18 protein-coding genes and 1 pseudogene are annotated in these 20,836 nt (G+C 59.7%); 13 read left to right on the top strand and 6 right to left on the bottom strand.

The genetic code is table 11. The features are described from left to right. The first annotated feature begins 48 nt into the window (after positions 1-48). The 5 genes from ACA075_RS13325 (at position 49) to ACA075_RS13345 (ending at position 5,094) form a co-directional block, all read left to right on the top strand. Positions 49-1,119: a sterol desaturase family protein gene (locus tag ACA075_RS13325; protein ID WP_497298885.1), complete on the top strand. Its 1,071-nt coding sequence runs from the start codon at positions 49-51 to the stop codon at positions 1,117-1,119. A 124-nt stretch (positions 1,120-1,243) separates the two neighbouring features. Beyond that, on the top strand, positions 1,244-2,203 hold the full coding sequence (locus tag ACA075_RS13330; protein ID WP_497298886.1) for a Bug family tripartite tricarboxylate transporter substrate binding protein: 960 nt from the start codon (positions 1,244-1,246) through the stop codon (positions 2,201-2,203). Further along, positions 2,200-2,694, top strand: coding sequence for a tripartite tricarboxylate transporter TctB family protein (locus ACA075_RS13335; RefSeq protein ID WP_497298887.1), 495 nt, complete (start codon positions 2,200-2,202; stop codon positions 2,692-2,694). Before ACA075_RS13330 ends, ACA075_RS13335 begins: the two co-directional genes overlap by 4 nt. A gap of 14 nt (positions 2,695-2,708) precedes the next feature. After that, positions 2,709-4,217 (top strand): tripartite tricarboxylate transporter permease, encoded by a 1,509-nt coding sequence (locus ACA075_RS13340; RefSeq protein WP_094467690.1) that lies wholly within the window; start codon positions 2,709-2,711, stop codon positions 4,215-4,217. Between the two features lie 289 nt (positions 4,218-4,506). Further along, complete coding sequence (locus tag ACA075_RS13345) at positions 4,507-5,094, top strand: LysE family translocator (protein ID WP_497298888.1); 588 nt, start codon at positions 4,507-4,509, stop codon at positions 5,092-5,094. 17 nt (positions 5,095-5,111) lie between these two features. Here the strand turns inward: ACA075_RS13345 and ACA075_RS13350 are convergent, their stop codons facing one another. The 3 genes from ACA075_RS13350 to ACA075_RS13360 form a co-directional block, all read right to left on the bottom strand. Continuing rightward, on the bottom strand, positions 5,112-8,759 hold the full coding sequence (locus ACA075_RS13350) for a hypothetical protein (protein ID WP_497298889.1): 3,648 nt from the start codon (positions 8,757-8,759) through the stop codon (positions 5,112-5,114). A 174-nt stretch (positions 8,760-8,933) separates the two neighbouring features. Further along, on the bottom strand, positions 8,934-9,767 hold the full coding sequence (locus ACA075_RS13355) for an AraC family transcriptional regulator (RefSeq protein WP_497298890.1): 834 nt from the start codon (positions 9,765-9,767) through the stop codon (positions 8,934-8,936). Between the two features lie 35 nt (positions 9,768-9,802). Beyond that, positions 9,803-10,300 (bottom strand): VOC family protein, encoded by a 498-nt coding sequence (locus ACA075_RS13360; protein ID WP_497298892.1) that lies wholly within the window; start codon positions 10,298-10,300, stop codon positions 9,803-9,805. A 263-nt stretch (positions 10,301-10,563) separates the two neighbouring features. Between ACA075_RS13360 and ACA075_RS13365 the strand changes: the two genes are divergently transcribed. Beyond that, complete coding sequence (locus ACA075_RS13365; protein ID WP_497298893.1) at positions 10,564-10,812, top strand: transmembrane sensor/regulator PpyR; 249 nt, start codon at positions 10,564-10,566, stop codon at positions 10,810-10,812. Then, a complete protein-coding gene (locus tag ACA075_RS13370; RefSeq protein ID WP_497298894.1) occupies positions 10,812-11,966 on the top strand; it encodes an NnrS family protein in 1,155 nt (384 codons plus the stop codon). Before ACA075_RS13365 ends, ACA075_RS13370 begins: the two co-directional genes overlap by 1 nt. Here the strand turns inward: ACA075_RS13370 and ACA075_RS13375 are convergent. Further along, positions 11,963-12,880 carry a LysR family transcriptional regulator gene (locus tag ACA075_RS13375; RefSeq protein WP_497298896.1) on the bottom strand — a complete coding sequence of 306 codons (918 nt, stop codon included), beginning with the start codon at positions 12,878-12,880 and terminating at the stop codon, positions 11,963-11,965. The genes ACA075_RS13370 and ACA075_RS13375 overlap by 4 nt on opposite strands. Positions 12,881-12,992: 112 nt before the next feature. Here ACA075_RS13375 and ACA075_RS13380 point away from each other — a divergent pair, with 112 nt between their 5' ends. The 5 genes and pseudogenes from ACA075_RS13380 (at position 12,993) to ACA075_RS13400 (ending at position 18,054) form a co-directional block, all read left to right on the top strand. Continuing rightward, positions 12,993-13,838 carry an oxidoreductase gene (locus ACA075_RS13380; RefSeq protein ID WP_497298897.1) on the top strand — a complete coding sequence of 282 codons (846 nt, stop codon included), beginning with the start codon at positions 12,993-12,995 and terminating at the stop codon, positions 13,836-13,838. Positions 13,839-14,156: 318 nt separating this feature from the next. Continuing rightward, positions 14,157-14,612: a (2Fe-2S)-binding protein gene (locus tag ACA075_RS13385; RefSeq protein ID WP_094467681.1), complete on the top strand. Its 456-nt coding sequence runs from the start codon at positions 14,157-14,159 to the stop codon at positions 14,610-14,612. 25 nt (positions 14,613-14,637) lie between these two features. Continuing rightward, positions 14,638-16,806 (top strand): annotated as a pseudogene (locus ACA075_RS13390) (xanthine dehydrogenase family protein molybdopterin-binding subunit). Between the two features lies 1 nt (position 16,807). Next, positions 16,808-17,386 carry a hypothetical protein gene (locus tag ACA075_RS13395; protein ID WP_497298898.1) on the top strand — a complete coding sequence of 193 codons (579 nt, stop codon included), beginning with the start codon at positions 16,808-16,810 and terminating at the stop codon, positions 17,384-17,386. A 74-nt stretch (positions 17,387-17,460) separates the two neighbouring features. Beyond that, positions 17,461-18,054, top strand: a complete 594-nt coding sequence (locus ACA075_RS13400) for a GGDEF domain-containing protein (RefSeq protein WP_497298899.1) — start codon at positions 17,461-17,463, stop codon at positions 18,052-18,054. On the opposite strand, the gene ACA075_RS13405 is transcribed toward ACA075_RS13400, so the two are convergent. Both ACA075_RS13405 and ACA075_RS13410 read right to left on the bottom strand, forming a co-directional pair. After that, the gene (locus ACA075_RS13405; RefSeq protein ID WP_497298900.1) at positions 18,045-19,322 is read right to left on the bottom strand and encodes an amidase; all 1,278 of its coding nucleotides are present in this window, start codon (positions 19,320-19,322) and stop codon (positions 18,045-18,047) included. The genes ACA075_RS13400 and ACA075_RS13405 overlap by 10 nt on opposite strands. Further along, complete coding sequence (locus tag ACA075_RS13410) at positions 19,319-19,744, bottom strand: VOC family protein (RefSeq protein ID WP_497298902.1); 426 nt, start codon at positions 19,742-19,744, stop codon at positions 19,319-19,321. The genes ACA075_RS13405 and ACA075_RS13410 overlap by 4 nt, the downstream gene beginning before the upstream one ends. Before the next feature lie 114 nt (positions 19,745-19,858). Between ACA075_RS13410 and ACA075_RS13415 the strand changes: the two genes are divergently transcribed. After that, positions 19,859-20,725: a LysR family transcriptional regulator gene (locus ACA075_RS13415; RefSeq protein WP_497298904.1), complete on the top strand. Its 867-nt coding sequence runs from the start codon at positions 19,859-19,861 to the stop codon at positions 20,723-20,725. Positions 20,726-20,836 lie beyond the last annotated feature (111 nt).

Here is a 20,836-nt window from a genome sequence, read left to right on the forward strand (position 1 = left end):
GTGCGGCGTCATCTACACTTTCCTCTCGGTGACGGAGGCCAGCCGTTCGTGGAAGTTCTTGCGCTTGTCTATGACTACCTGTCTCTGTGGGTGATTACGCCGGTCACCGACCAGTTTCTTGGCATCTTCGATTTGAACGGCCGTTTCGGTCTGGTGTTTCTCCTTTCCTCCTACAGCGTTGCCTACGGCCTGTTTCGCTACCGCAAATCCCGCGGGCTGACCGACGCGCGTTCTTTCGGGCAATTCATCGGCGGCACCAAGGTGCATTTGCATCGCTCGGCGTTGCTGGACTACCGCTACTACTTCGTTCGCGCCATCCTGAAAGTTGCGCTGGTGGTGCCCATCGTCGGCCTGGTGGATCCGTACATTCTGCGTTCCGGGGACTACGTCCGTTTCATGACCAATCTGTGGGGCGCACGCGTGCAAGTGGGGGACCATCTCGCACTCTCGCTGCTGTATGGATTGGGGGTGTTTCTGGTCAAGGATTTTGCCAACTATTGGGGCCACCGGGCGTTTCATACTCGATGGCTGTGGGAATTCCACAAGGTCCATCATTCGGCTCCGGTCCTGGTCCCGGCCACCGCCAGCCGGGTTCACTTTGTGGAAAAAATTGTCGAGAAACTGACGAATACGGTCTGCATCGCCGCCTTTGCCGGGGTCTTCTGGTACGCCTGTGGCGGCGAGATCAGCCGTTACACCTTGTTTGGCGTGACCTGGCTGGTGCTGATCCTCAACGGTTTCGCCGCCAACCTGCGCCATACCCATGTCTGGCTGTCGTTCGGGCCGCTGTTCGAGCATGTGTTGAACAGCCCGGCGCAGCATCAGATTCACCACAGTGACGCGCCCCGACACATCAACAAGAACTTCGGCATCAACCTGTCACTCTGGGACTGGATGTTCGGCACGCTCTATGTCACCAACTCGAAACCAGAAGCCATCCGCTTCGGCACCGGTGAGCAGGATCACGAACGTTACCTGACGGTCTGCAGCCTGATCGTCACGCCGTTTGTGGACATCGCCCGCAAAGTCCGCCTGGCGAAACGCCCGCAGGCCACTGCGCCCGCCGCATTACACCCACCCACGTTGCCCGCCGAAGGATCTCGTAAAGCATTCAGCTGAGCGAAGGACGTCACCAATCAGAAGCATGACCTACGCTTGTTCACAGACGCATGTTCAGTGAGCAGGGTTTGCTCCTGAGCGAGATTCAATCGGCACCCACAAAAACAATATCGGGAGACTCCATATGCTCGCCTTGTTCCGTCGTTCCATTGCCGTGGCCATGACGGCTGCCGCGCTTTCTACACCCGCGTTTGCGCTGGACACCGTCAAGTTCATGGCCCCCGGCTCGGTCGGTGGCGGTTATGACCAGACCGCACGGGACCTGGGCAAGGCCCTGGTCGAGGCCAAGGCAGCCAAATCCGTCACCTTCGAGAACAAGGGGGGCGCCGGCGGTACGCTCGGGCTGGCGCAATTTGCCAACAGCACCAAGGGCGATCCGAATGCGCTGCTGGTGGTCGGCGCGATCATGGTCGCGGGGATTGAACAGAACAAGCCGCAAATTACCTTGAAGGACGTGACACCGATCGCCCGGCTGTTTACCGAATACAACGTGATTGCCGTGCGCAAGGAGTCCGAGTTCAAAACCCTGGAGGACTTGCTGAAAGCCTTCAAGGACAAACCGTCCAGCATCACCTGGGGTGGTGGCTCCAAGGGCTCGATTGATCACATCGGGATCGCCGACCTGGCCAGCAAAATGGGAATCCCCGTCAACAAGGTGAACTACGTGGCGTTCGCGGGTGGAGGTGAAGTGGTTGCTCAGGTTCTCGGTGGCCAGATCAAGGTGATCACCGGTGGTTATGCCGAGCTGGGCCAATACATCCGAAACGGCCAGTTCCGGGTGCTTGCCATCGGCGCGCCCGAGCGCATTGCCGGCATCGATGCACCGACGCTGAAAGAGAGTGGCTACGACGTGATCATCGGCAATTGGCGGGGTGTTTACGGTGCCGCGGGCCTCACACCCGAGCAACGCAAGGAAGTGACTGACGCCGTGCTGGCCGCCACCGCCAGCGATGGCTGGAAAGCCAATGTCGAGACCAATAAATGGGCCCCCAACGTTTTGACCGGCGATGAATTTGGCAAATTCGTCGACGAAGAACACGTGCGGCTGCATGGGATGCTGGTTGAGGTCGGGCTGATCAAATGAACCCGTCTCGTGGAGTCATGCCGGTACAACTGGCGATTGGCCTCGGTGTGGTCGCCATCAGTGCAGTGTTAGCAGTCGGCGCCTACCGGTTTCCCGAGGAGATGGGGTTCGTCATTCTCGGCGCTCACGTCTATCCCTACGCATTAGCGGTGTTCCTCGGCGTCGTCGGTCTGTTGCTGTGCTATCAGGCCGTCACCGGTGGTTTTCGCGAGCTGGCCGACCATGAGGACGAGTCTGCCAAAGCGCTGCCCGGCGGCAAACTCGGGGCTGCCTGGGTGACTGCGGGGTTGGTGGGTGTGGCGGTGTTGATCAACCTCATCGGTTTCGTGCTGGCAGCCGGGTTGTTATTCGTCTGTTCGGCGCGGGGGTTTGGCAGTCGCCGCCCGGTGCGCGACCTGGCCATCGGCATTGCCCTGACGCTGCCGATTTACTGGCTGTTCAATGCCGGGCTTGGCGTTTCCCTTCCGCCCCTGATCAACGCCTTGATCTGAGGAGATAAAACACGGTGGATATTCTCTCTAGCCTGGCCATCGGTTTTGCCGCCGCGCTGACGCCGATCAATCTGATGTGGGGATTTATCGGTTGTTTGCTCGGCACGGCCATCGGCGTCTTGCCGGGGATCGGACCGGCGCTGACCGTTGCGCTGCTGTTGCCGATCACCGCCAAGGTCGACCCTACCGGGGCGCTGATCATGTTCGCCGGGATCTATTACGGCGCTCAGTTCGGCGGCTCGACCACGTCTATCCTGCTCAATACGCCCGGGGAGTCGTCGTCCATGGTCACGGCCCTGGAAGGCAACCTCATGGCCCGTAACGGACGGGCAGGGCCGGCCCTGGCGACGGCAGCCATCGGGTCGTTTGTCGCCGGCACCATCGCGACGGTCCTGCTCACTTTGTTTGCACCCATCGTTGCTACGTTGGCGCTCAAGTTTGGTCCGGCGGAGTATTTCGCGATTCTGGTGCTGTCCTTCACGACCGTGTCGGCGGTGCTCGGCGCGTCGATGCTGCGGGGGTTCGCTTCGCTGGGGATTGGCCTGACCATCGGCTTGATCGGCCTCGACTCGACCTCGGGCATTGCCCGCTACACCCTGGGCGTGCCGGAGTTGGTGGACGGCATCGAGGTTGTGCTCGTGGCGGTCGGCTTGTTTGCCGTGGGCGAAGCGTTGTACAGCCTGCTGTATCAAAAAGAAGAGGCGTCCGGTCGGCACCGGCTGACGTCGTTGTGGATGACGCGCGCCGACTGGAAACGCTCGATTCCTGCCTGGTTGCGGGGCACGCTGATCGGTTTTCCTTTTGGCTCGATTCCGGCCGGTGGCGCGGAAATCCCGACCTTTTTGTCCTATTCGGCTGAACGCAAACTGAGCAAGTTTCCCAAAGAGTTCGCAGGCAGCAAGGGCGAGGGCGCCATCGAAGGAGTGGCCGGCCCCGAAGCCGCCAACAATGCCAGCGCCACCGGGTCCCTGGTTCCGCTGCTGACACTCGGCATTCCCACCTCGGCGACGGCGGCGATCCTGTTGGCCGCGTTCCAGAACTACAACCTGCAGCCGGGACCGATGCTGTTCCAGACCTCGGGCGATCTGGTCTGGACCCTTGTCGCCTCGCTGTACATCGGCAACGTCATCCTGCTGGTATTGAACCTGCCGTTGGTGGGGTTGTGGGTCAAGTTGTTGCAGATTCCCCGACCGTACCTGAACGCCGGCATTCTAGTGTTCGCCACCATCGGCGTGTACGGCATGCGCCACTCTTCATTCGACCTGCTGCTGATGCTGGCAATCGGTTGGGGCGGGGTGCTGATGCGGCGCTTCGATTTCCCCGTCGCGCCGGTGATCGTCGGCATGCTGCTGGGGCCGATGGCTGAGAAGCAACTGCGTAACGCGTTGTCCATCAGCGAGGGCGACTGGATGATTTTTCTGACGCAACCCATCGCCGCGTCGTTCCTCGCGCTGACCCTGTTGGTGTTGATCGTGCCGCATCTGCTGCACGCTCGGGGCATCAAGTTGCATGAGGATGATTGAGCGGCTGCCAATCACACCACGAATCCTGTAGCAGCTGGCGAAGCCTGCGTTCGGCGGCGAAGCCGTCGTAAAACCGGAGCATGTGGTTCCCCTGAAACACCGCATTGCCTGACTTCACGACGGCTTCGCCGCCGAACGCAGGCTTCGCCGCCGAACGCAGGCTTCGCCAGCTGCTACAGGAAGCGTGTGCCGCCGAACGGCGGTGCGCATTAGGCAGTTTTCTTCAATACGCAGGGCAAGGCGCTCAGTACCTTGGGCGCTGGTTTTCCTGAATTGAAGAAGGTGTGCGATGAGTCTGATTATCTCCATGGCGACATTTGCCCTGGTGGCGTCGATAACGCCGGGGCCGGTGAACATTGTCGCGTTGAGTTCGGGGGCGCAGTTCGGTTTCCGCGCCAGTCAGCGGCATGTGGCCGGGGCCACGTTGGGCTTTGTGTTGTTGCTGGTGTTGATGGGCCTGGGGCTGCATGAGGTGTTGCGCCTTTGGCCCGCGCTGACGCGGGTGGTGCAACTGGCGGGCGTGGCGTTTCTGTTGTTCATGGCCTGGAAGCTTGCGGCGGACGATGGTCGCATCGACGCGAAAGAGTCGCGTCGGGCACCGTCGATGCTGTACGGCGCGGTGATGCAATGGCTCAACCCGAAAGCCTGGCTGGCTTGTGTGGCGGGTATGGGCGCCTTCGTCGCGGACGGCGAGGCACGGTTGGTCTGGCAGTTCGCAGCGGTGTATCTGGTGATTTGCTACGTGTCGGTGGGGTGCTGGGTGTATGCCGGAACTTTCCTGCAGGGTTATCTGAATAACCCGGCAGGCATGCGCTGGTTCAACCGGGTCATGGCGCTATTGCTGGGGGCGAGTGCCGTGTATCTGCTGGCTTCCTAGCCCCCAGGCAACTCACCTCAATCGAGGCCGTGCAGCAAACTGAACTCGTTTTTTGTCAGCGGTGTGAAGCGGTTGTTTCGCAGTTGGCTGATGGCGTACAGCGCACGACCGGTACGACCGTTGCCGTCGCCCAAACCGTGGAATCCCACGACGGTCGCCAGCAAATGTTTGTCGAAATACTCATGGCCGGTGTCCAGTGTTTTCAGATGCTGTTCCATTGCGGCGAAGCCACTGATGTTGCTGGCGTACTTCTTGTCATTGACGCCAATGCGCACGATGTCCGAGGTTGCAGGGGCAATCCGTGCGTGCACCTCTTTGATCACCGCCGGATCGGTCAGCGATTTTTCGTTGCCCGCGTAGTCGCGCAGGACCTGAACGATGCTGTCAACGTCATTACCGGGGGAGGTCGAACCGTTGACAATCCAGGCGCCTGCCCGCTGCGAATTATCCGTAAAACCATTCGGGTTGAACGTTGATTCCGCCATGGCCTGGTTGAACGGCGCCTTGCCCAGGTCCTGCTTCAGCACGTTTTGCTGGTAACCCTTCATGTAATTGACGTTTTTTGCTTCGACCTGGGCAAAGGTGGCCAGTGTGTCGGCATAACCTTGGGCACCCGATGCGGAGCGTGCGGTGGTGTAGCCGTATTGCGATTTATCCAGGACCGCCGCGAACAGGTCATCGACCGCCATTCGACCAATCAAGGCCTCCAGATCTTGCGCTTGCTTGAATTGGGTCGCCGATTCGATGACCGCATTATTGAACAGATGCTCCAGTTCGAGGTGGGTTGCACTCTCGGGTAATCGAATGTTCTTGTCCCCCAGACGGGCCACAATCTGTTCGACAGTCTGAATGCTGTCGTCCTTGAACAGCGCTCGGCCATGGGCCACCGAGTCCAGCGACATGCGGATCCGGGGCGCCGCGCCGGTATGGTCGATGGCCTTGATCAGGTTGTAGCTGTTCGCGCCGGTGAGGTAACGCAGTTGCTGTCTGGCCGCGTGTGAAGCGGAAAGGGCGCTGCCGCTCAGTTTCGCCACGCTTCGGCCGAGCAGCCGGGCGCCACCCTTGAACAGCTGCGGTACGCCGCTGACCGGATTGACCAGGCTGACTGCGGTACTGGCCACGACTGTGGAGGCAGACAACAGCTTCGAAACCAGGGTCGTGGCTTTTGCACTGATTGCGACGACTTTTACGCCAATGATGGCGAATGACATGACCAGCGCCGCGGCGTCGATGACACACCCCAGAATCGCGCTCCGCTGTCTTGCTGGAACACCTGAGGAAAGGTCCTCGATGCACCCTTTGAACGGAATGATCAGGTTCAAAATGACATTGAATACGGCATCGGTACTGGCGATTGCTTTTTCGCGTTCCGTTTCGTCAAGGCTCAGTGTTTTCAGCGCGCCTTTGTTGAAGTACGGATTCTCCTTGGCAATAAAATCGCTGATTTCATTTTTCCGTTGGGAGCGGAAGTAGCGGTTCGGCGAGGTGGTGTCGGTATTGTCAGAGGGTATGTTGAACTCGCCGAGCTTATGGAAAATCACCTGGGAGCGCCGGTCACTACGGGGTGCCAGGTTTTTATAATAGGCCTCGTCGTCTATGGGGGCCTCGCTAAACAGTCTTTTTTCTGGATAGTTTTTTTCGAAGTCAACGTCGACGCCTTTTAACCAATACGCTTCAGTCAGTTGTTTGTTTACGACGCATTCCATTCTGAGTGGAAAAAGCTCATAGCAGCGAATTTGCGAGTCCTTTCGCGCATAGATAATGGTTCCGTAAGGACCTCTTTCGCCCAATGGAACGACGCCGTCAAGTCCTCCTGGTCCCCACGAATTAACCTGATAGATTGCCAAATGCCCCTCTTCGATAAACTGCCTGTCCTGTGGTCGAAGTTGCGAAAAAGCAACTTTGATCGAGGCGGATAACGCATGGGTCATTGCATCGATATGGTCGTCAAAGACGGGCTCGTACAGTTCGGCAACAGGCGGCATACGGACTAAGTGAGGGAAAGACTTATAAATGCTTTCCCCATGAGTCCGGTCCCACTCCTCGGTGTGAAGTTCATCGCCCATATAAAGGTCTATCACCGATACCTTTCTTCCAGCCCCTCCACCGGTACCGCGATGCTTGACCAACAACTCCTCCGGGTCGCAGTCCACTTCCCAGGATTTCAGCTCCTTCAGCGCAAGCGGCTTGCGATGGGGTAATGGTTTGCCCAATTGATTCACGGCGCTGTTGATCATATCGACGTGTTGTTGATATTCATCCATGGCCAGCGTCACGGCTTCCGCGCTCAGGTTGCCTTCGGCGTCCCGGGTGACAAGCCTGTTCATCAAGGCCCAGGTGATGACCGGGTCGACCGATACCGTTGTCGACAGGGTTTTGATGGTCGGGCTCAATTCCGCTATCCGGCCAAAACCGAGCAAATGCTGATATGTCATGTTGCGCGAGACGCCGGGAACAATCGACTCGGCGAAATGGACGGCTTGGGTGAACACAACCCAGCCGGGCGTTCCAAGACGTAATTCGGGCGGCAGATCACGGACCAGATATTCCGGCGCCATGCCGCCCAGGATCAGTTCTGCCACCAGCGGCGCAAAGAGTTCATAGAGTTTGCAGGCTGAAACCAGATGCTGTTCAAGTTGCTTGCGCACCTCTGCCGGACTGGCCAGCAAGTAACGTTTCGAATAGAGGTCGAAGCCGGCAAATGTGGTACTGGCCCGGTCAGCGTCAGGGTCCAGGTCAAGCAGCATCGCCGCAATGATCAACTGCTCAATAAACGGCTCAGTGGGTTTGGGGGCCGTTTCTTCCGCGAACCATCCCAGGGCATCGATGTATTCTTGCCCATTGTCGGCGGCCCACACGGCGATATCGATCAGCCTTGCCATTCGGTAGCCTTGGCTGGTGGGCAATCCATCGGCGGAGCCGCTTTCGAGTCTCAGCGAATCTCCCAGCAGGTTCACCAGTGGAACTTCGCCTGCCGTCTGGTCCTCGGAGATACGGCGAATGATTGCGCGGTTTTCTTCCGTGAGATTGAACGGAGAGTCTTCCGGGGTATTGAGCAGTTGCCAGTAATCTTCGTACGTCGGGCTGTCCGGCAATGTCGAGTGATTGATCAAGTCGATCAACTCTTTGGCGCTTTCTACGGTGCCCGGCAGTGCCAGGCCGTGAACGCGCAACCACTGACTGACCGCCATTTTTTCGGTAGCGGTCACCCATCCGCCGGTCAACCTGGCCATGCTTGCCAACAGTTGAAGGTCTTCCTCGAACGATTGATGGCCGGCGAGCGCGTGAGTAATGTCTGTGCGGGTAGAGAAGTAGCCGACGGTGACAACCTCGGAATCGACAGTACGGCTGCTGACGTTCTCATGGGTGTAATAGAGATGACCCAACTCATCGACTTGAAAGGAACTTGTCGCAGGGATGGAGTGTTCGGAACGGATCTTTAAAAAGTCAGGATGGCGGATAAGTCTCGACAGACACAGGGCGGCGGGGCGATGCAAGTTATCAAAGTGGGAGTCGGTCGTGCGTGTGACCGATAAGCGGTCCCAGGACCATTCAATAGTATTCATGACATCGTCATCACTGAGGAAGTGCGTAATGGCGTCAGTGACTGATTGTTTTTCTCGTTGGTTGTTGGAACGAAACAGGTTGTTATATGAATTGCTCAAGTGAGAAGCTCCATCTTCTAGTGTCAAGTTGGTGGGTGATTTGAAGGGAGCATAAATAAGAGATAACTACGTTGTCATTTAAGTTATATGTCGTTGTGTGTTTTTTAGAGTGTGCGAGGTCTGCATAATTGCTATGTAAATAAAATAACTCGCTAACGAATTAACAGTTTTGGCTTAGCCGCGGTACTGTCCCGGCGTCGCCGCCAAGTGCTGTTTGAATACCCGCTGAAAATGCGCCTGATCGGCAAAACCCGCTTCCAGTGCTACATCCGCAATCAACTTGCCACTGCGCAATTGATCACGGGCGAACTGGATACGCCGGTTGACCAGAAAGGCATGGGGCGTCATGCCGTAATGGTGCTTGAAGGCGCGAATCAGGTAGGACGGCGACAGTTGAGCCGCGTCGCAAATGTCCTCGAGTTTGAGCGGCTGTGTGCAGTTGTCGCGAATGTAGTCGGCGGCCCGTTCCAGCTTGAAATTGGGTTCGCGCAGCGCTTGATCGATCGGGTTGAGCCGCTGTTGCACCTCGGTAAAAAACTCCACCGCCGCACTGTGTTTGCGCAGCACGTCCTGCCAGGGGTCAACCAGTATTTCGTACAGGCCGTTGAGGCCGGCAAACAGGTTGCCATCGCGGGTGTGGGTGACGGAAAACCGCCTGAAGGCCGAGTCCTGGCTGAAACCGAGCTGATGTTGCAGATCGGTCAGCCAGGGCGTTTCGACGTACAGCATCAGGTACGACCACGGCTGGTCGTCGATCGGATTGCAGGCATGCACATCATCGGGGTTCATCAACACCACGGTGCCGGCGCTGACCTGAAACTGCGCTTGCTCATGGAGGTAGGTGCTGCGCCCGGCGGTGATCGCACCGATGGAAAAGTGCTCGTGGGAATGCCGGGTGTAGCAGACCTCGCGGCCGTCGGCGATGGAACGGGCTTCAATAAAGGGCAGGGCATCGTCACGCCAGAAGCGGGGTGCTGTGTCAGCGTCTTTGGCAACGGTGTGCTTCATCGTCAGTGTCCTCGGCAGGCCAGCAACGGAGTGTATTAGCTCTCGCCGTCAAAGGCTCGCCGCAACGCGGCAATGTCGAGTTTTTTCATCTGCATCATGGCTTGCATCGCGCGTTGGGATTTCTTCGTGTCGGGGTCTTTGAGCATGTCCATCATGGCGACCGGCACGATCTGCCAGGACAGGCCGAACTTGTCCTTGACCCAACCGCACTGTTCGTTCTCCGAATGGGCGGAAAGCGAGCCCCAGAAATAGTCGACTTCTTCCTGGGTCTGGCAGTTGACCTGAAAGGAAATCGCTTCGCTGAACGTGAACAACGGACCGCCATTGAGTCCCGTCATGGGCTGTCCGTCGAGTTCGAAACTGACCGTCAGCACCGAGCCTTCGGGCATGCCATGAACCTCTTGGCCGGCCTTGCCGTAGTGAGTGATGGCGGTGATTTTCGAGTGATCGAAGATCGAACAGTAAAACGTCGCCGCCTCTTCGGCCTGATTGTCGAACCAGAGGCAGGGAGTCAGTTTTTGCACGCGTTGCATGGTGATGCTCCTCTAGGGTGATTCATGCTGGATTATCAGCGTAGCCACCTTGCCGTCGATTGGCTGGACCGTAGATCGACATTTGCCCTCAGGCATTGGCGTGATCGAGTCAAAATGACAATGATTTGAGTCATATCGACCATTAAAGAAAGTTGTCGTTATGACTCATGTCGCTTCAAGGTACTGATTTAAATGGACTAAATAGCTGGCACGAGACTTGATAAGTAAAACGTACAACTGAACTGCTTCAGGAGTACGGAAAAATGTTCGAGTTCTTCAACAATCCTCAGAACGTTCTGCACCTGTCGAGTCGCGTGCTGGTCGCGGGTCTGGCGCTGCTTTTGGCGGGCATCTACGGCGCGTATCTCTACGACGGCCATGTGCCAATCGTGGCGCTGGTGACGATGCATGCCATGACCATCATCGGGCCGACCTTGCTCAAGATCGGCTACGTGATGCGACTGCTGGCCCAGCATCGGTTGAGTACAGGTTTGGCCAGGGCGGTGGCCTGATGCGCAGACTCGCCGCTGCGCCCCTCTTCAGTCTTGGCTTTCGACCCTTCTTTCTGGCAGGCGCCGGGTTCGCTGCGATCGCGGTGGCGATCTGGGCGCTTTGGTTGTACGGGCGACTGCCGGGCGCGCAGCCTGTTGGCGGGATGTTGGCTTGGCACCGGCATGAAATGCCGTTCGGTTTTGCCACGGCAATCATCGCCGGGTTCCTGTTGACCGCAGTGCCCAACTGGACAGGGCGCCCAAGCCTTAACGGCTGGCCCTTGATGGGGCTGGTGCTAGTCTGGCTGCTGGCGCGACTGGCCTGGTTGCTGCCCATTTCCGATAGCCTGTTGCTAGCCTCGCAAGTGCCTTTTCTCCCACTGCTGGCCTGGGCGATCGGACGGGATCTGGTGGCCGCCGGCAAGCGCGAAAACTACCCGATTCTGCTGGTCATCACGTTGATGGCCAGCTGTCAGGCCATGACGCTGTGGGGCATCGCGATCGATGACGCGGGCCTGCAACGGCGTGGCGTGTTGGCAGCCTTGTGGCTGGTGGCGGCGCTGATGACGGTGATTGGCGGCCGAGTCATTCCCTTTTTCATCCAGCGTGGCTTGAACCGTCCTGCAGCACCCGCCGCGCACGCGTGGCCAACCAGAGTGTTGTTGCTGAGTAGCCTGCTCGCGGCGATGTCCTTTGCCAGCGGGTTAAACGATGCGCCCAGACCTTGGCTGGCCACGTTATTTCTGCTGATGGGTGCGTTGCACGGGCTGCGGCTGTGGCGCTGGCATGATCGGGGTATCTGGCGCGTGCCGTTGCTCTGGTCGCTGTACCTCGCTTATGCCTGGCTGGTGGTTGCTGCGCTGGCGATGGCGTTGTGGCACGCAGGCGTTATGCCGCAGCAAAGTCTGGCCACGCACGCCTTGGCGGTCGGCGGAATCGGCGGGTTGATTCTGGCGATGATTGCACGGGTCAGCCTGGGTCATACCGGGCGACTGTTGCAGCCGTCGAGCGCCGTGGTACTGGGATTTGCCTTGCTGGTGATCGCCGGTGGGAGCCGGGTGTTTCTGGTACCGTTTTCCGCGTGGGGGCTGGGCCTTTCGGCGTTGCTGTGGAGCAGCGCTTTCGCTCTGTTTCTCATGCACTACACCGGCATCCTGCTTAAGCCGAGACTCTAACGCCCAAGGCCACCGCGATCAGCGATCCACTGCGTGACCATGTCGATGAACGCGCGCAGTTTCGGTTGAGTCTGGGTGCGGCTGGGGAAGTACAGGTACAACGCCGAACTCAGCGGCACAAACGGCTGCAGCACTCGCTCCAGCTGACCGTTCGCCAGCTCGTCGATGATCTCCAGGTTGCAGGCGTAAGCTAATCCGAGCCCGTTTCGGGCGGCGCTGATCAGTAGCTTGCGATCATTGACGAGCACGCTACTCTCGACGCCCACCGTGAAGTCTCGCCCGTCGCGGCGAAATTCCCAGCGATGCGCGTTGCCGGAGTTGGCAAAGCGGAAGCCGATGCACGCATGCCGGGTCAGGTCTTCCGGGCTGAGCGGTTTGCCGGCCCTGGCGAAGTACGCTGGTGAACCCACCACCGACCATTGCAGGTCCGGTGTCAGGCGCACGGCGATCATGTCTTTCTCGATGGACTCTCCCAGCCGGATCCCGGCATCGAAACCGCTTTCCATGAGGTCGACCGTGGCGTCGTCCAGGGAAATGTCGAGGCTGACCTGCGGATAAGCCTCACGAAACAGCGGCATCAGCGGCTCGATCAACAAGGCGCCGGACAGGCGCGGCGCGGTGATACGCAACGTGCCCATCGGTTGGTCGCGGAAACCGCTGAGCACCGCCAGCGCCTCGTCGATTTCACTGGCCGCCGGTCGCAGACGCGCGAACAGGCTGGCGCCGGCCTCGGTCAACGCCACCCGGCGCGTGGTGCGCTGGAACAGCAACACGCCGGTGCGCCGCTCCAGCAGTTTGATCGCATGGCTGACCGCCGTGGGCGTCACCGCCAACCGGGTGGCGGCGAGGGTGAAGCTTTTGTGCTCGGCCACCGCCAGAAACTCGGTCAAGCCATCGAAAGGATCGTGATTCATCTCGGCGCCATTATGAAAGACAGTTTCATAGTGCTTGTAACACGAGGGCATTTTTCCGACCAATCTTCCTGCGTACCTTGTGCTCACCCCAACCCAAACAAGGAACTCGATCATGACAACTTCCCACACTTTCAAACGTGTCTGGCTCATCACTGGCGCTTCCCGGGGTATCGGCGCCAAGATCGCGGCGGCCGCACTGGCCAATGGCGACGCCGTAGTGGCCACCGCCCGTGATGCCAGCAGCGTCACCCAACGTTTTGGCACTCAACCCGCGTTGCTCGCCATGTCTCTGGATGTCACCAACGAAGCCCAGGGTGTTGCGGTCGCCAAGGCGGCCATCGAGCACTTCGGGCGCATCGACGTGCTGGTCAACAACGCCGGCTTCGGTTTGCTGGGCGCGGTGGAAGAAGCCAGCGCCGATGAAGTGCGCCGCGTGTACGAAACTAACGTCTTCGGTTTGCTGAACATCACTCGGGCCGTGTTGCCATATATGCGTGCCGCCCGCAGTGGGCATGTGATCAACCTGTCTTCGGTGGGCGGTTACAGATCGGGGCCGGGCTTTGGCGTCTATTGCTCGACCAAATTTGCCGTCGAAGGCCTGAGCGAGGCGCTGCACGCAGAGTTGGCGCCGCTGGGTGTCAACGTCACCGTAGTCGAGCCTGGTTATTTCCGGACCGAATTCCTCGAGGGCAATTCGCTGGTTGAATCCCCAGCCACGATTGCCGACTACGACGGAACTGCGGGCGAAGTGCGCAAAATTGCCAAGGCCGTGACCCTGAATCAACCGGGCGACCCGGACAAGCTCGCCCAGGTCATGATCACCCTGGTGGAAGCCAAAAAAGCACCGCTGCGCTTGCCGCTGGGCAGTGACTGCGTCGCGGCGATCGAAGCCAAGAACGTCTTCGTCGCCGATGAGTTGCAGACGTGGCGCGAGGTGTCGGTGTCTACCGACTTCTAAGTCTCAACACGATCCGTAGCAGCTGCCGAGCCTGCGAGGCTGCGTTCGGCGACGCAGTCGTCATGAAGTCAGACGCCGCGGTGCATCAGGAAAACCGCGTTCGCAGGGTTTACGACGACTGCGTCGCCGGACGCAGCCTCGCAGGCTCGACAGCTGCTACAAAGCAATCCCGTTCACCTTCATTGGGTTACCGGTGGTCGATGAACCGGTCTCCCCCGGCATTTTGCGCTTAGCTGTAGGGATAACCGGAGGCGCGCGTAGGCATTCCGTGTCACAGCGACGCCCCTTCAGAACACCGAGAGTCTGAGGAAATTCGCAATGCTGACCCTGAACATCAATGGCAAGGATCAGGAGTTGGATGTCCCCGCGGACATGCCGCTGCTCTGGGTCCTGCGCGATGTCGCGCACCTGACCGGGACCAAATTCGGTTGCGGCATGGCCCAGTGTGGCGCCTGCACCGTGCACGTCGACGGCGCGCCGTTGCGCTCCTGCATCACGCCCGCCACCGCGGTGGCCCACGGGCAAAAAATCCTCACCATCGAAGGCTTGTCCACCGACGGTTCGCACCCGGTGCAGCAAGCTTGGGCCGAACTCGACGTGGTGCAGTGCGGTTACTGCCAGTCCGGGCAAATCATGTCCGCCGCCGCGCTGCTGGCGAAGATCCCCCAACCCACCGACAGCGACATCGATCAGGCGCTCTCCGGCAATATTTGCCGCTGCGGCACCTACCCAAGGATCCGTGCTGCGGTCAAACGCGCTGCCGAAATCGGTTGATGCCACGTCGAAGGGAGTCTGAACCATGAACAGCATCAACCCTGTGTCACGTCGCGGTTTTCTCAAAGGCAGCGCGTTGTTGGGCGGAGGTCTGGTGGTGGCGTTCGTCATTCCCGGCGCGCATCGCTTTGCTGTGGGGGCGGAGAATGAAGGCAACGTGTTTGCGCCCAATGCGTTTTTACGGATCGGCAACGACAACGTCGTCACCGTACTGCTCGGTCACTCGGAAATGGGCCAGGGCATCTGGACCGGCCTGACGATGTTGATCGCCGAAGAACTGGACGCCGACTGGTCGAAAATCCGCGTTGAACATTCACCCGCGTCGGCGGCTGACTAAGGCATGGCGGGTTTCGGCGGGATGCAGATCACCGGCGGCTCGACCTCGACCTGGATGGAGTTCGATCGCTATCGGCAGGCCGGCGCGGCAGCGCGCCTGATGCTGATCGATGCGGCCGCCAAGCGTTTCAACGTCGCGCCCTCGGCGATTCACACCGAGTCAGGCGTGGTCATCGCCGGCGACAACCGCGCGACCTACGGCGAACTGGCAGACGATGCCGGCAAGCTGCCGGTGCCGGATCCGGCCTCGATCAAATTCAAGGAGGCCAAGGACTGGAAACTGATCGGCAAACCCACCAAGCGCCTGGACACACCGGAGAAAATCACAGGCCGGGCCAAGTTCGGCATGGACGTGCAATTCGATGGCTTGATGACGGCCATGGTTGCCCGTTCGCCGGTGTTTGGCGGCAGCGTCAAATCTTTCGAAGGTGCCGAGGCGCTGGCCGTGCCGGGCGTGCACAAAGTGGTGCAGGTGCCCACTGGCGTGGCGGTGATTGCCGAGCATTACTGGGCGGCGAAGCTGGGGCGCGATGCGCTGAAAATCGACTGGGACCTGGGACCGAACGCCGGCCTCGACAGCCAGAAATTACTGGAAAGCTTCCGCAAACTCGCGGCCACGCCTGGCGTCTCGGCCAGCAAGGCCGGCGATACCACCGCAGCACTGGGCAAGGCGGCGAAGACCGTCGACGTCGAGTACAGCGTGCCGTACCTGGCCCATGCGCCGATGGAGCCGCTCAATTGCACGGTGAAAATCAGCAAGGAGAAATGCGAGATCTGGACCGGCACGCAGTTCCAGACCCTGGATCAAATGATCGCGGGCAAGATTACCGGGCTCAAGCCCGAGCAGGTTGAAATCCACACCGAATTCCTCGGCGGCGGCTTCGGTCGTCGGGCCAATCCGACCTCGGACTTTGTCGCTGAAGCCGTGCAGGTCGCCAAGGCGGCCGGCGGGCCGGTGAAAACCGTTTGGTCCCGGGAGGACGACGTCCGCGGCGGTTACTACCGCTCGGCGTTCCTGCATCAGGCACGCATCGGCCTGGACGCTGGCGGCATGCCCGTGGCCTGGAAGCATGTGATGGTCGGTCAGTCGATCATGGAAGGCACCGCGTTTGCGGCGACCATGGTGAAGGACGGTGTCGACAAAACCTCGGTCGAAGGCGTCGCCGACAGCCCGTACCTTGAAGACCTGGCCAACCACCAGGTGGAACTGCACTCGCCGAAAACCGGCATCAGCGTGTTGTGGCTACGTTCGGTGGGGCACAGCCACACGGCGTTTGTCATGGAGTCGTTGATTGATGAACTGGCGGAGGCGGCTGGCAAGGATCCGGTGGAATACCGACGAACCCTGCTCAAGGCGCACCCGCGACATTTGGGCGTGCTGAACCTCGCCGTCGAAAAAGCCAACTGGAAGGCGGAATTACCGGACGGCCACGCCCTGGGTGTGGCGGTGCATGAATCCTTCGGCAGTTACGTCGCGCAGGTTGCTGAGGTGTCCCAGGACAACTTGAAAATCCGCGTGCACCGGGTGGTGTGCGCGGTGGACTGCGGGATCGCGGTCAACCCGATGAGCATCGCGGCGCAGATGGAGTCCTGCATCACCTTCGGCCTCGGCTTTACCTTGTACAGCAAACTGACGTTCAAGGATGGCCAGGTGGTGCAATCCAATTACCACGACTACCCAGTGCTGCGGCTCAACGAAATGCCGGTGGTCGAAGTGCACATCGTGCCGAGCACCGAAAGGTCCGGCGGTATCGGCGAGGCCGGTGTCCCACCCACGGCGCCGGCAGTGGCCAACGCGGTGTTCGCCCTAACCGGGCAGCGCTTGCGGGAACTGCCGTTGCAACTGTCGGGGGTGTGACATGAAACGACATCTGATTCTGGGCGCGGTGGTATTGATCGGCCTGGTCGGCTACGCCGAGGACCTGTTTGCTGACGATAAGGAAGCCATCAAGGCGTTTGATACGGTGCAGAAGGTCTTCCAGAGTCCGCGCTGCCAGAACTGTCATATCCCGGGCGATTCGCCGCTGCAGTTTGACGCTGGAATCCCGCACGCGATGAATGTTGTGCGCGGCATGGACGGCAAGGGCGCAGCCGGTTTGCCCTGCGCGACCTGTCACGCCGAGGCCAATCCGCCCGCCAGTTACGGGCCGCATGCACCGCCGGGAGCGCCGCACTGGAGCTTGCCGCCGGCGGCGCACAAGATGGCCTGGATCGGTCTGCCGGCCGACCAGTTGTGCGCGATGATCAAGGATCGATCCAGTAATGGTGACCGTGATTTCGCGGCCCTGATCAAGCACGTCAGCGAGGACAAGCTGGTGCTGTGGGGCTGGAATCCGGGTGAGGGAAGGGCGCCGGTGCCGGTGCCGCACGACATTTTCGTCACCCAGTTCAAGCTGTGGGCGGACGCTGGAGGCCCGTGTCCGGTGCAGGGCAGTTGACCGGCGGTCCGTTAACAGGGAGTCAAACCGGATATGCACGACTCTAAAGTACGTATCCGCCAATGGAGTGAGTCATGCTGATCCCAGGCAAACCGGTCAAGCGCGGTGCTTGTACAGACCCGTTACGTTCGCCATTGCAGGAGCGTGAGCTGCTGCGTGACCTGGCCCGCAAGGCCGAGCAAGAACTGATGGGCGTGCAGATGGCAAGCATGGACGAGTTGACGCTGCTGCCCAACCGTCACGGTTTTACAGCGCTGGCCCAACAGGGGATGGACGCCTGCCAGCAGCTGGGATTGCCGGCGACGCTGCTGTTTTTCGACCTCGATAACTTCAAGCGAATCAACTATCTGTACGGGCGCGCCGAAGGCGACCACGCCCTGAAGACCTTCGCTGACGTGCTGCGTATCGCCTTTCGCGAAAGCGATGTGATTGGTCGACTGGGCAACGATGAGTTTGTCGCCCTGTTGACGGGTGCAAGCATTGTAGAGCTGTCCGCGATCAAGGCCCGGCTCGAAGAAATACTCGCCGAGCGCAATGCCACGGCCAATCGCAGCTTTGCCATTCACTTCAGCATTGGCCAGGTCGAGTTTGATGCTCGGCTAAACCCGACAGCGGAAGACGTGTTGGCCCTGGCCGATAAGGCGATGAACGACACGGGTCATTGTTGAGCGGCGCCTTGCAACGCTGCGGCAACGTAGGCGGCCGTTCGCAACAGTCGGCCATCGTCCCTGAACTTTCCGATGATCTGTAGCCCGACCGGCAACATCGGTTGGGGGCGTACCAGCGGGATGTTCACCTGCGGCCAGCCAAACGCCCCCCACAACTTGATGAAATCCGACGGTCCGGTGCTTTCCAGACCCATCGGCGCGACCATCCCGCAAGAGGCGCCGAGCATGGCGTCGAACGGTTGGCAAAGCTCATTCAAACGGGGCGCAAGCATGGCCAGGCGCGCCTTGGCAGCGGATTCCTGCTCCCAGGTGGTCGCCGCCGCTCGCTCGAACATGGCCAGTGTCGAAGGGCTCAGTTGAGCACGGTGGCGTTGGAATTCCTTGGCCAGCGAGCGGGCACCTTCGCAATCGTTGATCAGCTGGTGATCGTCGAACACTGCGGCAAACTCATCGGGCAGCTCCAGTTCGCTCACATCATGGCCGGCGCTGCGCAACTGATCCGTGGCCTGCTCCAGAGCGCAGGCCACCTCGGCGTCCACCTGATTCCAGCGTGAGGTTCGGCAGAAACCCAGCCGCAGTGGACGCCGCTCGACGTCTGGCACTACAAAACCGGGAATTAACACGCGTGCCACGAGGTGCAGATCGCGCACCGATCGTCCATACCAACCCACGGTATCGAAGCTCGGCGCCAGTGGCTTTACACCTTCCAGCGACACCAGTCCCAAAGACGGTTTGTAGGCGAAGAGGCCGCAATAGGACGCCGGCTTGAGCAGCGAGCCAGCCGTCTGGGTGCCCAGCGCCACCGCAAAGAAACCCGCTGCCATCCCGGCCGCCGAACCCGCGCTGGAGCTGCCCGGCGTGCGAGCGAGGTCGTGAGGATTTCGGGTCGGGCCGGTGTGCATGTAGGCAAATTCGGTGGTGTGGGTCTTGCCCATGATCAGCGCGCCGGCCTGGCGCAGCAGCGCCACGACGTGGGCATCCCGTGACGGTTGATGGTCGGTGTAGATGGGCGAGAAGAATTGCGTGGGGTAGGCGGCGGTGTCGAAGATATCCTTGATGCCAACGGGGACGCCGGCCAGCAGGCCGCGCCCGGTGTTCTGCGCAGCATCGGCACGCACCTGCCGGTCGTCGAACGAGACGAACGCCTGGATATCCGGCTCCCGCGCCTGAATGCACTCAAGAAAGGATTCGGCGATGGCGGCAGCGGTCGTATCGCCATTGACCACCGCTTCACTGAGGGTGGTCGCGTCAAGGGCCGGGCGGGTCATTTGGCGAACAACTGGCTGATGTTTTTAAATGCCTTGAACTCCAAAGCGTTGCCGCAAGGGTCGAAGAGAAACATTGTGGACTGCTCGCCCACCAATCCCTGGAAGCGGATGCCTGGCTCGATCACGAAGCGTGTTCCAAGGCCTTTCAAGCGCTCGGCCAGCGCCTCCCATTCCGCCATCCCCAGCACCACACCGAAATGCGGCACCGGTACGTTATGACCGTCCACGGCATTGGTGTGCGCCGCTTCCTGAGAAGCGTTTTTCGGTGCCAGGTGAATCACCAGTTGATGGCCGAAAAAGTTGAAGTCGACCCAATGCTCGCTGGAGCGGCCTTCTTCCAGGCCGAATATGTCGCCGTAAAAGCGTCGGGCAGCCGCCAGATCGTAAACCGGTACGGCCAAGTGAAAAGGGGAGAGTTGCATCGGGTTCGCCTCAGATTCTCAGGAGTTGAAGCAGAGTTTAGCGCTATGAATTTTGATTGAAAGACGATAGTTTTTGCGTCGAGCTCAAATTATTTCGATCAATCGAGAATGCTTATGTTGCGCGAATTGAAAACCTTCATCGCCGTGACGCGCTACGGCACGTTCGCGGCTGCCGGCATGCACATTGGCCTTACGCAGTCGGCGGTCAGCGCACAGATGCGCAATCTGGAACAGGCGCTGGGTATCCGCTTGTTTGATCGCACCGGGCGTCAGGCGATTCTCAATGCCGCGGGGCAACGGGCGTTGCCGATGGCGCAGCAGATCCTCGACACGTTTAGCCGGATGGCCGTCAGTGATGATGTCAGCGAGTACCGTGGCGAGTTGAAAATCGGCGCAGTGGCCACGGTCCAGACCGGGTTGTTGCCTCAGGCATTTTTACGGTTGAGGGAGCAGGCACCGCTGCTGGAGCCGAAACTGGTGCCGGGCGTGTCGATGAGTTTGTTGAGTCAGGTCGATACCGGTGAGGTGGATCTGGCGATATTGATCAAGCCGCCATTTGAACTGCCCAAAGAGCTGTCGGCGCAGGTGATTCGCCGGGAACCGTTTGTATTGATCGTGCCGATGGACCTTGAGGGTGATGATCCGTTGCAGATCCTCGCGAGCTATCCGCACGTGCGTTACGACAGCAACTCATTCGGTGGACGCCTGATAACGCGATTTTTGCGTGAACAGCAGATTGATGTGCGCGTGGCGATGGAGCTGGATGAGCTGGAAGCCATCGTGAAGATGGTCGAATGCGGGTTCGGCGTTTCACTGCTGCCCGAGGCCGGGCTATGGCTTGAACATGGGGCGAAGGTCAGGATTATCCCGTTGGGCGAGTTGACGTTCTACCGCGAAATCGTGCTGCTGCAGCGCTACAGCCAGCGCACACAGCCGATCCAGCAGTTGTTTGCCAAGTGCCTGACGCAACCTGCCGGTTAAAGCAGGCGTGGCAGATTATGTGCTGTAAAGAATGGATTTTGGCTCTTGAAGACAGTAATACTGTTATTTATGACAGTGATATCTGTTTCGGCTTTCGCACTATCGTGGCGC

The sequence above is a fragment of the Pseudomonas sp. LBUM1663 genome (assembly GCF_059695905.1).